This window comes from Streptomyces sp. NPDC087420, from assembly GCF_044744165.1.
Classification (GTDB): domain Bacteria; phylum Actinomycetota; class Actinomycetes; order Streptomycetales; family Streptomycetaceae; genus Streptomyces.
Genome location: NZ_JBIUXU010000012.1, coordinates 297,036 through 309,638, shown reverse-complemented (window position 1 = coordinate 309,638; position 12,603 = coordinate 297,036). Strand labels below are relative to the sequence as shown.

8 protein-coding genes are annotated in these 12,603 nt (G+C 72.1%); 4 read left to right on the top strand and 4 right to left on the bottom strand.

Annotation, left to right across the window (positions count from 1 at the left end; genetic code table 11):
* The first annotated feature begins 95 nt into the window (after positions 1-95).
* Together ACIO1C_RS25930 and ACIO1C_RS25925 are read left to right on the top strand one after the other, a co-directional pair.
* A complete protein-coding gene (locus ACIO1C_RS25930; RefSeq protein WP_327233438.1) occupies positions 96-215 on the top strand; it encodes an LPFR motif small protein in 120 nt (39 codons plus the stop codon).
* A gap of 142 nt (positions 216-357) precedes the next feature.
* Positions 358-2,715 carry a Tex family protein gene (locus ACIO1C_RS25925; protein WP_401867346.1) on the top strand — a complete coding sequence of 786 codons (2,358 nt, stop codon included), beginning with the start codon at positions 358-360 and terminating at the stop codon, positions 2,713-2,715.
* 219 nt (positions 2,716-2,934) lie between these two features.
* Here ACIO1C_RS25925 and ACIO1C_RS25920 read toward each other — a convergent pair whose 3' ends face one another.
* Entirely contained in the window at positions 2,935-4,587 is a 1,653-nt protein-coding gene (locus ACIO1C_RS25920) for a glycosyltransferase (protein ID WP_401867344.1), read from the bottom strand.
* Between the two features lie 156 nt (positions 4,588-4,743).
* Positions 4,744-6,381, bottom strand: coding sequence for an ABC-F family ATP-binding cassette domain-containing protein (locus tag ACIO1C_RS25915; protein WP_401867342.1), 1,638 nt, complete (start codon positions 6,379-6,381; stop codon positions 4,744-4,746).
* Positions 6,382-6,472: 91 nt separating this feature from the next.
* On the opposite strand from ACIO1C_RS25915, the gene ACIO1C_RS25910 reads away from it, so the two are divergent.
* Positions 6,473-7,426: an NAD(P)/FAD-dependent oxidoreductase gene (locus ACIO1C_RS25910; RefSeq protein WP_401867339.1), complete on the top strand. Its 954-nt coding sequence runs from the start codon at positions 6,473-6,475 to the stop codon at positions 7,424-7,426.
* Between the two features lie 10 nt (positions 7,427-7,436).
* Here the strand turns inward: ACIO1C_RS25910 and ACIO1C_RS25905 are convergent, their stop codons facing one another.
* Both ACIO1C_RS25905 and ACIO1C_RS25900 read right to left on the bottom strand, forming a co-directional pair.
* Positions 7,437-8,720, bottom strand: a complete 1,284-nt coding sequence (locus ACIO1C_RS25905; protein ID WP_401867337.1) for a M14 family metallocarboxypeptidase — start codon at positions 8,718-8,720, stop codon at positions 7,437-7,439.
* Positions 8,720-10,714, bottom strand: a complete 1,995-nt coding sequence (locus ACIO1C_RS25900; protein WP_401867335.1) for a Xaa-Pro dipeptidyl-peptidase — start codon at positions 10,712-10,714, stop codon at positions 8,720-8,722. The genes ACIO1C_RS25905 and ACIO1C_RS25900 overlap by 1 nt, the downstream gene beginning before the upstream one ends.
* A 231-nt stretch (positions 10,715-10,945) precedes the next feature.
* On the opposite strand from ACIO1C_RS25900, the gene ACIO1C_RS25895 reads away from it, so the two are divergent.
* On the top strand, positions 10,946-12,472 hold the full coding sequence (locus ACIO1C_RS25895) for a M1 family metallopeptidase (protein ID WP_401867458.1): 1,527 nt from the start codon (positions 10,946-10,948) through the stop codon (positions 12,470-12,472).
* Positions 12,473-12,603 lie beyond the last annotated feature (131 nt).

Below are 12,603 nucleotides of genomic sequence, written 5' to 3'. Positions count from 1 at the left end.
ACGCGCGAAGGAGGACACCCGAGAAGACAGTGACCGACCGCGTTCAGCCAAGTCCCCGTGGTCGGCGGCCCGACGACCGACACCAGGAGGCCCCCGTGTTCCGTGCCATCGCCGACGTACTCCGCGCGATCGGATCGACGATCGCCTCCGTGGTGACGCTGCCCTTCCGCGCGCTCGCGCGGCTCTTCGGCGGCGCTTCCCGCGGGCACGCCTGACCCGCCCCCGGATTCGCCGGCCCGGTCCCGATCCGCTCTCGGGACCGGGCCGGCGGCTGTCCTGACCCCCGGTCGCGCCCCTCGCTGTCACAGCCACCTGCCACAATGCAGACGGCGGACCACAGAACAGCGGAGCGTGATCGTGACGACGTCCATCGAAGGCAGGATCGCCGAGGAAATCGGCGTACGGGAGCGACAGGTGAGGGCGGCCGTCGAGCTGCTCGACGGCGGGTCGACCGTGCCGTTCATCGCTCGCTACCGCAAGGAAGCGACCGAGATGCTCGACGACACGCAGCTGCGCACCCTGGAGGAGCGGCTGCGCTATCTGCGCGAGCTGGAGGAGCGGCGGACGGCGATCCTGGAGTCCGTACGGGACCAGGGGAAGCTGGATGCGGCCCTGGAGGCGCAGATCCGGGGCGCCGACACCAAGGCGCGGCTGGAGGACATCTACCTGCCGTTCAAGCCCAAGCGGCGCACGAAGGCGCAGATCGCCCGCGAGGCCGGTCTCGGGCCGCTCGCCGAGGCGCTGTTGACGGACCCTTCGGCCGACCCCCTGGCGGCGGCAGCGGCGTTCGTGGACGCGGACAAGGGCGTCGCCGATCCGGCCGCCGCGCTGGAGGGGGCACGCTCGATCCTCACCGAGCGGTTCTCCGAGGACGCCGACCTCATCGGCGAGGCGCGCGAGCGGATGTGGACCAAGGGGCGGCTGACCGCGAAGGTGCGGGCGGGCAAGGAGGAGGCCGGCGCGAAGTTCGCCGACTACTTCGACTTCGCCGAGCCGTTCACCGCGCTGCCCTCGCACCGTGTGCTGGCGATGCTCCGGGGCGAGAAGGAGGACATCCTCGACCTGTCCCTGGAGCCCGAGGAGCCCTCGGACCTGCCCGGCCCGACGATGTACGAGAACATGATCGCGCGGCGCTTCGGTGTCGCCGACCGGGGCCGCCCCGGTGACAAGTGGCTCGCGGACACCGTGCGATGGGCCTGGCGCACCCGGATCCTCGTGCACCTCGGGATCGACCTGCGGCTCCGGCTGCGGACGGCGGCCGAGGACGAGGCGGTCCGGATCTTCGCGTCGAACCTGCGCGACCTGCTCCTCGCGGCCCCGGCGGGGACACGCGCGACGCTCGGCCTGGACCCCGGGTTCCGTACGGGGGTGAAGGTCGCCGTCGTGGACGCGACGGGCAAGGTCGTCGCCATCGACACGATCTACCCGCACGTGCCGGCCAACAAGTGGGACGAGTCCCTGGCGAAGCTCGCGCGGCTCGCGAAGGAACACGCGGTCGACCTGATCGCCATCGGCAACGGCACGGCGTCCCGCGAGACCGACAAGCTGGCGACCGAGCTGTGCGCGGCGCATCCGGAGCTGAAGCTCACGAAGGTGATGGTCTCGGAGGCGGGCGCCTCCGTGTACTCCGCGTCGGCGTTCGCCTCGCAGGAGCTGCCCGACCTGGACGTGTCGATCCGGGGCGCCGTCTCGATCGCGCGGCGGCTCCAGGACCCGCTCGCCGAGCTGGTGAAGATCGACCCCAAGTCCATCGGCGTCGGCCAGTACCAGCACGACCTCTCCGAGGTGAAGCTGTCCCGCTCCCTCGACACGGTGGTCGAGGACTGTGTGAACGGGGTGGGGGTCGACGTCAACACCGCGTCCACGCCGCTGCTCTCCCGGGTCTCCGGCATCAGCGCGGGCCTCGCGGAGAACATCGTGGCCCACCGCGACGCGCACGGGCCCTTCCGGTCCCGGCGGGCGCTCAAGGACGTCGCCAGGCTCGGCCCCAAGGCGTACGAGCAGTGCGCGGGCTTCCTGCGGATCCGCGACGGCGACGATCCGCTCGACGCGTCGTCGGTCCACCCGGAGGCGTACCCGGTGGTCCGCGCCATGGTGAAGTCGGCGGGCAGCGAGGTCTCGTCGCTCATCGGCAACACGCCGGTGCTGCGGTCGCTGAAGCCGGCGGACTTCGTGAACGACTCCTTCGGGCTGCCGACCGTGACGGACATCCTGCGCGAGCTGGAGAAGCCGGGGCGGGACCCGCGTCCGGCGTTCAAGACGGCCACGTTCAAGGACGGCGTGGAGAAGCTCGCCGACCTGGAGCCGGGCATGATCCTGGAGGGCGTCGTGACAAACGTCGCGGCGTTCGGGGCGTTTGTGGATGTGGGCGTGCATCAGGACGGGCTGGTGCATGTGTCCGCGATGTCGCGGACGTTCGTGAAGGATCCACGGGATGTGGTGAAGCCGGGGGACGTGGTGCGGGTGAAGGTCCAGGAGGTGGACCTTCCGCGTAAGCGGATCTCGTTGACGCTGCGCCTGGACGACGCGGCGCCGACCACGACGAAGCCGGAGCGGACGTCTGCGTCCGCGTCTGCGCCGCGTCAGCGTGGGGGCCGTTCCAGCACGCCTTCGCCTGCGGCGCGCGGGCGTCAGGGTGGCTCTGCGTCTGGGCCGCCCCCGGGGAACAGCGCGATGGCTGACGCGCTGAGGCGGGCGGGCCTGAGCGAGGGCTAGCGTCTGCCCGGCGGGCGATGCGCCCGGCCTGGCGGCCGGACAGTTGTCCTCAAACGCCGGACGGGCTTGATTTTGGCGCGGCTCACTGCGTCCTCAATCGCCGGACGGGCTTAAAAGCCGGCCCGCAGCGGGCAAAATCAAGCCCGTCCGGCGATTGAGGACAACACGAACCGCAACCCGGTCACCGAGAACGCGCGGCCCCCCGGCCCCAGACCGCCACTACAACAGGCACCAGCTATGCGTGCGGGACGCCAGGGAGCGGGCCCTCCGGCGCAGACCCTTCGGCAAGCGACGGGCCCACCGCCGGCCCCCCGGGTGCGACGCCGTCGCCGCAAGGGCGCGCCGCAGCCTCGGCGCCAGACGCGCCCCGTGGCCCCCCGCCACCAGGCGGAGCTGCGCATGCGGCCCCGCCCACCGCGGCGCGATCACCTGTCGGCCCACCGCCCCCGGCGCCACGTGGGGGCGCAGAGGAGACGCCACCCGGGCCCGGCGGCCCACGCCCAGCATCTGGGAGTTCAGCCACACCTCATGCACGCCACGCGTAAGCGCCTCGCCGCCCGACACCACCGCCGGGTCGATCAGGGTCTCCCCCGCCATCACCACCTGGTAGCGCCCGGCGCCCAGCCCCCGGAGCTCCGGGGTGAGTTCGGCGTCCGGGAACCACCAGTGCCCGGTCCCGGTGTCCTGGAGGAGCAGTTCACCGGCCGCGTACGCGAACGGGTCGTCGACCTTCCAGTCCTCCGCGCCCTCGATCCCGCGTACCAGCTCCGGGTCCAGATACCAGTCGCCGTCGCGGCGCACGAGGCACAGCGGTTCGCCGTCGCCGCGCACATGGTGGACGACCACCCGTACCACCAGCTTGCCGTCCCGCCAGACCGGCGGGTCGACCGCGACCCGGGGCTTGATCCGGCGCGTCCTGGTGGCCAGCTCGACCAGTGAGTCGAGGCGGCCCTCCTCCAGCAGGGCCGCGCGCAGGCCGGTGACGGCCGGCAGGCCGTTCCGGACGCCCGGGGGGTAGCACTCCAGGGCCATGCGGCGGACGACGTCGAAGTACTCCGCCAGCTGCTTCCCCTTGCGCTGGAGGACGCGCGGCTCGGTCACCGGCCGCAGCAGTTCCACCCGGTACGAGCGCCGCAGCAGGTGATCACGCAGCTCGCCGGGCTCCGTGCCCTCGTGGATCGCCTCCACGACACCGCGCAGGTGGCCGTAGTACTCCGTGGCGGTCGTGGCGCCGCCGCTGTTGTTCCCCCCGTCCTCCCGGCGCACCCATTGGTAGGCCGGGTAATCCCCGAGAATGGACACCGTCTTGGCCCGTACATAAGCACGCGCCATGAACAGCTGGTCCTCCAGCCGCACGCGGCCTTCGGGGAATTTGATGCCGTGTTCCAGCAGAAAGGACCTGCGGAACATTTTGTGCGGGGTGAGGCTTTCCATCAGCGGGGCGTCCTTGACGGTGCAGCGTTCCACTGTCCGTTTGAACACATTGCTCGGTCCCGCCATGGTGCCGAATACCTTGCCCAGCACGATGTCCGACCCATTGCGCTCCGCGAGCGCGAGAAGGCGTTCGAGGGATTCCGGGGCCAGTTCGTCGTCCTGGTCGACAAACTGCACGTACGCACCCCTGGCCAGCTCGACGCCCACGTTGCGCGGCTTGCCGGGCCAGCCGGAATTCTCCTGGTGGTGCACCCGTACGTGCGCGTGCATCGAGGCGATCCTGTGCAGCCGGTCCGCCGAATCGTCGGTCGACCCGTCATTCACGAAAAGGATTTCGTAGCTGTCGGGCGACAGACTCTGGGTGGTCAGGGACGCGGCACACCGGTCGAGGTGTTCTCCCGCGTTGTACACCGGAACGACAACACTCGCTCTGAGCATCGGACCTCCCTCAGCGATCCGGCCGCCGGGATAAACCGGCGACCGGGTAGGGCTGTGGCGGGTGTCATGCCATGCCGATGATCTTATCCGCTGGGTGTCGGGTCCGCATTCCGGCCAGGGTTCGGGCCCGCATTCGGGCCCGCATTCCTTGTGCCGTCAGGATTCCGTTACCCGGCCCCCGGCCACATTCAGGCGGCGGGTCGTGCGGACCGCGTTCAGCATGCGGCGGTCGTGGGTGACGAGCAGGAGCGTGCCGTCGTACGACTCCATCGCGGACTCCAGCTGTTCGATCGCCGGGAGATCGAGGTGGTTCGTCGGTTCGTCCAGGACGAGGAGGTTCACTCCCCTGCCCTGGAGAAGGGCGAGCGCCGAGCGGGTCCGCTCGCCCGGCGAGAGCGTCGTCGCCGGCCGGGTCAGGTGATGCGACTTGAGGCCGAATTTCGCGAGGAGCGTGCGGATCTCGGCCGGTTCCGTGTCGGGTACGGCCCCCCGGAACGCGTCCAGCAGGGTGTCAGGCCCGTGGAACAGCGCGCGGGCCTGGTCGACCTCGCCCACCACCACACCGGAGCCGAGCGTCGCGTGCCCCGCGTCCAGGGGCAGGCGGCCCAGCAGCGCGGCCAGGAGCGTGGACTTGCCGGAGCCGTTGACCCCGGTGATGGCGACCCGGTCCCCCCGGTCGACCTGGAGCGTGACGGGCCCGAAGCGGAAGTCGCCCCGCGCGACCTCCGCCGAGTTGAGGGTCGCCACCACCGCGCCCGAGCGGTCCGCGGAGGCGATCTCCATCCGGAGTTCCCACTCCTTGCGGGGCTCCTCGACCACGTCGAGGCGCTCGATCATGCGCTGGGTCTGGCGGGCCTTCGCGGCCTGCTTCTCAGTGGACTCGGTCCGGAGGTTACGGCCGATCTTGTCGTTGTCCGTGGCCTTGCGCCGGGCGTTCTTGACGCCCTTCTCCATCCAGGACCGCTGGGTGTGGGCGCGGGACTCCAGGGACGACTTCTTGTCCGCGTACTCCTCGAACTCTTCGCGGGCGTGCCGCCGCGCGGTCTCCCGCTCCTCCAGATACGCCTCGTACCCGCCGCCGAAGAGGGTGATCTTCTGCTGGACGAGGTCGAGTTCGAGGATCTTCGTGACCGTACGGACGAGGAACTCGCGGTCGTGACTCACCACCACGACGCCGGCGCGCAGCCCGGAGACGAAGGATTCGAGGCGTTCGAGCCCGTCGAGGTCGAGGTCGTTGGTGGGCTCGTCCAGGAGGAAGACGTCGTAGCGGGAGAGCAGCAGGGACGCGAGGCCGGCGCGGGCCGCCTGGCCGCCGGAGAGGGTGGTCATCGGCTGGTCGAGATCGACGGTGAGGCCGAGGGAGGCGGCGACGTCCTCCGCGCGTTCGTCCAGGTCGGCGCCGCCGAGCCCGAGCCAGCGGTCCAGCCCCGTGGCGTACGCGTCGTCCGCGCCGGGAGAACCGTCCACCAGCGCCTGGGTGGCTTCGTCCAGCGCGGTCTGCGCGGCGGCGACACCGGTGCGGCGGCCGAGGAAGGCCCGTACGGTCTCGCCCGCGCGCCGTTCCGGCTCCTGCGGGAGGTGGCCGACGGCGGCGGTCGGCGGGGAGAGCCGCAGCTCTCCCTCCTCGGGGGTGTCGAGTCCGGCGAGCAGCCGGAGCAGGGTCGACTTCCCGGCGCCGTTGGCACCGACGAGCCCGATCACGTCTCCGGGCGCGACCACGAGGTCGAGTCCGGAGAAGAGCGAGCGGTCGCCGTGTCCGGCGGCGAGTTCCTTGGCTACGAGCGTGGCAGTCATCAGACCGCCGATCCTAACGGGGTGGTAAGGGAGGGCGTCCACAACGGCCGCCGTGTGCGACCCCCGGCCGGAATTCGGCTACGGTCCCGGCATGAGCGGCGATGTGATCGTGGTCGGGGGCGGGGTCATCGGACTGACCACCGCGCTGGTGCTCGCGGAGAGCGGCCACCGGGTCAGGGTGTGGACCCGTGATCCGGTCGCGCGGACCACCTCCGCGGTGGCCGGCGCGCTGTTCTGGCCGTACCGGATAGAGCCCGCCGAGCTGGTGGGCACGTGGCTGGAGCGCTCGCTGACCCGGTACGAGGAGATGGCGCGGCGGCCGGACGAGACGGGGGTCCGGGTGGTCGCGGGGCTGATGACGGACACCTCGCCGGACGGCCTCGGCGCCTGGGCGGCACGGCTCGGGGAGCTGCGCGAGGCCCGTCCTGACGAGCTGCCCGAGGGCTTCCGGCAGGGGTTGCGGGCCGCCGTTCCGCTGATCGACATGCCGGCTCATCTGCGGTATCTGAAGGGGCGGTTGAGGGCGGCGGGCGGCACCGTCGAGCTGCGGGCGACGGCGGGGTTGGCCGAACCGGCGGCCGAAGCGCCGGTGGTGGTCAACTGCACCGGTCTGGGGGCCCGGGAGCTGGCGGCGGACGCGTCCGTCCGGCCGGTGCGCGGCCAGTTGGTGGTGGTGGAGAACCCGGGCGTCGACGAGTGGTTCGTGTCGGCCGTCGCCGGCTCCCCGGACATGACGTACATCATGCCGCAGCCGTACGGGGTGCTCCTCGGCGGTACGTCGACGGAGAACGACTGGGACCTGGCCCCCGATCCGGCCGACGCGGCGGCCGTCGTCGCGCGCTGCGCGCGGATCTGGCCCGCCCTGGCGGGGGCGCGGGTGCTGGAGCACCGGGTGGGGCTGCGCCCGGCCCGGCCACGGGTCCGCCTGGAGGCGGACCCGCTGCCGGGCGGCGGGCGGCTGGTGCACAACTACGGGCACGGTGGCGCGGGCGTCACGGTGGCGTGGGGGTGCGCGGAGGACGCGGCGCGGCTCGCGATCGGTTAGTGCCTGTTCATCAGCAGTCCTCCACCGGTCGCGCGGCCGTGAGGTGGTAGGTCGCCCGGCCGTCCAGCAGCAGCGGGACCAGGTCGCGCTGCGACTGCCTCAGCGGTACGAACGCCCCGGAGCGGTCCGGCACCACCCGTACGCCGTGCAGGGCCAGTTCGTCCTTGACGTCGTCGTACTGCGCCGCGTCCAGCCGGTAGCCGCAGGGCGGGTCCTGGAGGATCGCCTCGGGGGCCGCGGGCTCGTTGTCGGCGCCGCCGAGGTACACGGGTCCCCGGTCGGCGAGACCGGCGGCCCTGGCCGTGGCCGTGGCGGCCACGATGCGGGCCCTGCGCCGGTCGGCGAAGTCGAACAGGCCGGTCAGGGCGTCGAGTTGGCTCCGTACCCGTCGGCGGTTGTTCAGCGCGGGGTCGGCCTTCTCGGCGTCGGTCACCGGGTCGGTGCGGCTCTCGATGAGCAGGCCGACGGCGTGCTTGATCCCGGCCGCGTTGCGCAGGATGCGTTCCTGGCCGTCGCCCGCCGTCTGGCGGATCGGCTCGTCGGTGACGGGGTCGGTCCAGATGCCGTACGTACCGATGGAGAAGCCCCCGGCCCGCGCGGCGGGGCGGACGTACGTCTCCGAGAGGGTCTTCGACTCGTCGTGGACGCGGGGGTCGGTATTGAGGTTGCGCGGCCAGAGGTCGAAGAGGTCCTTGTCGTAGTACGGCGGGGTGGCGCCGTACTCGTGCAGGTCGTAGATCACGTCGGGACGCCGGTCGCGGACGACGGCGGCCAGCGCGCGGGCCTCGGCCGTCCTGAGCGCGATGTGGTCGCGGTTGATGTCGACCCCGGCGGAGTTCCCCCGGGTGTCGGCGGCCCGGCCGTCGGGGTTGGCGGTGGGGACGACGAGCACGGTCGTACGGTCGAGGAAGCGCCGGGTGTCCCGGTCCTCGGCGTAGGCGAGGTCGCGGATCTCGGTGAGGCACGCCTCGCGGCCCGACGGTTCGTCGCCGTGCTGGCTGCACACCAGCAGCACGGTGGTGGGCGCGCGTTCGGCGCCGACCCGGACGAGCTGGAGCGGGCGGCCCTGCGTGGTCGTGCCGATCGTGGTGAGCGTGGTGCGGGCGCTCCCCCGGTCGACGGCGGTGAGGAACTCCTGCTCCTGGGCCTGGCCGGTCCAGTCGGCCCCGCCACCGGTCTCGAACGCGGTGCGCGGCGGGGTGTGGGCGGCCTGGGCGGGGACGGTCACGGTCAGGGGCATGACCAGGGCCGCGGCGGTGGCCGCGAGGACGAGGGTACGGAAGCCGGGGACCATCAGCCGCTCTTTCCGGGGATCGGGGGTGTACGGCGCAGCTCGGACACGCCGTCGGGTCGGGACCGGCGGGGGGCGGGGGCCGTGGGGGCGGCGCCGGTCGTGGCCCGGGTGAACGCCCGCGCGCCGCCGACGAGCGGGAGGTGCGCGGAGGTGCGGGCCAGGTCGAGGGTGAGGGTGGGGGTCGTGGACGGCGGGTCGATGAGGCCCCGGTCCGTACCGGCGACGATCAGGGCGAGCCGGTGTCCGGCCGGGACGACGTGGTCGGTCGCGGCGAGGTCGATGGTGAGCGTGTAGCGCTTGCCGGGGGTGAGCGGCCGGCCGTGGGACGCGGACGCGTAGGTGCCGAGGTCGGCCCAGCCACGGCTGAGGACGGTGTGGGTGACGTCGGCGGTGCGGGGCGCGGTCTCGCGGTAGCAGGAGCTGTCGGTGGCGGTGCTCGGGCCCCAGCAGGTGCGTTCGGTGAGGGTGGTGATGCCCTCGCCCGCCGCGTTGTAGTCGCGGATCGTGTCGGGGCCGAGGTCCACGAGGACCGCCGAGAGGTGGGCGGTCGCGGTGGACGGGGTGGCGGCGACCGTGACGGTGGAGGAGCCGGAGAGCCGCAGGTCGTGGCTGAGGGGGCGGGTCACGAAGCCTGACTTCTCGGGGGTGTTCAGGTCGACGGCCTCCGCCCAGTCGTCCTCGTCGAGGCGGGGGTTGTCGGTGAACGTCGCGGTCGTGCCGGGCCTCGCGGCGGTGCGCCCGAGGCTGCCGACCCCGGCGGCCGGACCCTGGGCGGGGCGCAGGGTCGTGGTGTCCGTGCCGCGCGGCGGCCACACCCGGTCGGTGGTCCACTGGCCGGGGGCGCGCTCGATGTCCGCCATCGGCGCGCGCTCGATGCCGTTGTCGTAGCCGAGCAGGTAGTGGTCGAACCACCGGTGGAGGGTGTCGACCCACTCGGCGCGGCGGAAGTCGAAGGGGTCGACGTGGCCGGTCCGGGAGAGCCAGATCTTGCGCTCGACGCCCGCGTCGGCGAGCGCGTCCCACCACTGGCCGAGGTGTTTCGTACGGACGTTGAGGTCCTGCGCGCCATGGACGGCGAAGACACTGGCGGTGACGCGGTCGGCGTTCTTCACGTAGTCGCGCGCGGCCCACAGCGAGGTGAGGTCGCCCGTACGCGGAGCCTCGTCCACCAGGCGCTGCTGAACGGCCTGGCAGCGGGCGCGGGCGGCCGGGCTCTCCACGTAGTTGGACAGCCAGTCGGGGCCGGAGCCCTGGAGGGCCGCGCCCTGCTGGAAGTAGTAGTCGTACCACGAGCTGATGGCGCTGATCGGGACGATGGTCTCCAGGCCGCGGACGCCGGTGGCGGCGACGCCGTTGGCGATCGTGCCGTCGTAACTCTTCCCGATCATGCCGGTCCTGCCGTTGGTCCACCCGGCCTTGGCGCGTGTGGTCCCGGTGAGGGTGGTGTACGCGCGGGCGCGGCCGTTCAGCCAGTCCACGACGGCCTTGGCCGACTGCACGTCGGACTGTCCGCCGACGTCGGCGCAGCCGTCGGAGCGGTTGGTGCCGGCGAGGTCGACGGCGACGAAGGCGTAGCCGCGCGGGACGAAGTAGTTGTCGTAGTGGAGGGGGAAGGAGAGCGGGTTGCCGTCGGCGTCGTACGTCTTCTTCTGGCTCTCGTTGCCGCGTCCGCAGCAGGAGTAGTACGGACTGGCGTCCATGATCACCGGGATCTTCCGGCCCTGCCGCGCCGGTTCGGCCGGCCGTACGATGTCGACCGCGACGCGGTCGGACGCGCCGTCGGCGTCGCCGTCGAGCCCGGTGTCCACCCAGACGGACTCGCGGACGGCGTCCGCGTACGAATAGACGGGCTGACTCACCTTCACCGCGCCGTGGGGCGTCTGTGGTGCGCCCTGTGCTCCCGCCGGGGTGAGCAGGACCCCCAGCAGCGCGGCGGCGGCCGCCGCCACCAGCGTTCTGTACGACCAGCGGGCTCCCCGCGCACGGATCTCCATGGGGCGGAAAGGTACCCCGGTCAACTCCCGTGCAACAGGGGGCAGTCGGGGGCGCGCGGAGTGAAGTCCCGTTTGGGGACGGCCGTGAAGTGAGGGGCCGCGCGCACGTGAAGTACGGGGCCGTGTCCACCGGATGGCAATCATGTGACGGAGGGAGCCATGAGCATGACCACACACGGGGCGCTGCATACAGTCGAAGGGATCTTCGACCCCCACACCTTGGAGCTCTTCGTGCACCGCAGACTCATCGTCCCTGGCGTCCTGGCGGCCTCCCTCCTGCTGGCGGTCCCGGCGTCGGCCGCGGGCTTCACACCGGGCGCACCGGGCATCGGCGACCCCTATTACCCGGCCAGCGGCAACGGCGGGTACGACGTGTCCCACTACGACCTCCGGCTCACCTACCAGCCCGCCACGGACCTGCTCCAGGGCACGGCGACCCTGCTCACCACCGCGACGCAGAACCTCTCGCGGTTCAACCTCGACTTCGGCCTCACGGTCGACGAGGTGCTGGTGAACGGGAAGAAGGCGGCGTTCGTGAAGAGCGGCGACCAGGAGCTGGAGATCACCCCGGCGGCCCCGCTGAAGCAGGGCCAGTCGGCCACGGTGGTCGTGCGGTACGCGGGCAAGCCCTCCGCGTTCTCGATCGGCGGCTACACGGCGTGGCAGCGCACCCCGGACGGCGGGGTCGCGGCGCAGGAGCCGGACTCGGCCGCGTGGTGGTTCCCGTCCAACGACCACCCGCTGGACAAGGCGACGTACGACGTCTCGGTCTCGGTGCCGGACGGCACCCAGGCGATCAGCAACGGCGTGCTCCAGTCGCAGACCTCGAAGCTGGGCTGGACCCGCTACAGCTGGCGCTCCAACAAGCCGCAGGCGACGTACCTGACCACCCTCGCGGTCGGCAAGTTCGACATCACGACGGACACGACGGCGAACGGGCTGCCGATCGTCAACGCGTACAGCAAGGACCTGGGCGACAACGCGGGCGCGGCGCGGGCGAGCGTGGAGCGCACCGGCGAGGTCGTGGACTGGCTGAGCGGCGTCTTCGGCCCGTACCCCTTCAACGCGGTGGGCGGGTACGTGCCCAACGTGCCCAGCGGCTTCGCCCTGGAGACGCAGACCCGGGTCTTCTACAGCCCCCGGCAGTTCGCGAAGGGCTCGAACGTCTCCGTCGTCGTGCACGAGCTGGCACACCAGTGGTACGGCGACAGCGTGTCGGTCAAGGGCTGGAAGGACATCTGGCTCAACGAGGGCTTCGCCAGCTACAGCCAGTGGCTCTGGTCGGAGAAGGAGGGCGAGGGCACGGCGCAGCAACTGGCCGACTACGTGTACGCGTTGTACCCCGCCGACGACCCGTTCTGGACGGTGAAGCCGGCCGACCCGGGGCCGGAGAACCAGTTCGCGGGCGCGGTGTACGACCGGGGCGCGCTGGCACTCCAGGCGCTGCGGAACAGGATCGGTGACGAGGACTTCTTCGCGATCCTCAAGGGCTGGCCGGCGGAGCGGGCGTACGGGAACGCGTCGGTGGGCGACTTCGTGGCGTACGCGGAGCGGGTCTCCGGCGAGCAGCTCGACGCCCTGTTCGACACGTGGCTCTTCCAGCCGTCGAAGCCGGCGGCGGGGTCGGCGGCGGGGTCGGCGGCGTCGGCTTCCCCGGCCGCCTCCTCCGCCGCGCGGGGTGCCAGGACCGCCGCGGTCCCGGCACCGCCCAAGTCCTGGAAGCAGATCGCCGCGACCCACTCGGTCCACGGCGGCTGACGACCACGGCTTCTCCCCGCCCCCGACCTGCGGGGGCGGGGAGAAAGCGCTCTCCCGCGCGGGCGGGCCGGATACCCTGTCCTCGTACGGTGGTGGGTCGTACCCACCATGTCCGCCGACGAGGAGCACAC

What these genes read in the sequence shown, in the direction of transcription:
- ACIO1C_RS25920 (WP_401867344.1), bottom strand. Translation starts at nt 4,587, where the DNA reads ATGCTCAGAGCGAGTGTTGTCGTTCCGGTGTACAACGCGGGAGAACAC.
- ACIO1C_RS25915 (WP_401867342.1), bottom strand. Translation starts at nt 6,381, where the DNA reads ATGACTGCCACGCTCGTAGCCAAGGAACTCGCCGCCGGACACGGCGAC.
- ACIO1C_RS25910 (WP_401867339.1), top strand. Translation starts at nt 6,473, where the DNA reads ATGAGCGGCGATGTGATCGTGGTCGGGGGCGGGGTCATCGGACTGACC.
- ACIO1C_RS25905 (WP_401867337.1), bottom strand. Translation starts at nt 8,720, where the DNA reads ATGGTCCCCGGCTTCCGTACCCTCGTCCTCGCGGCCACCGCCGCGGCC.
- ACIO1C_RS25900 (WP_401867335.1), bottom strand. Translation starts at nt 10,714, where the DNA reads ATGGAGATCCGTGCGCGGGGAGCCCGCTGGTCGTACAGAACGCTGGTG.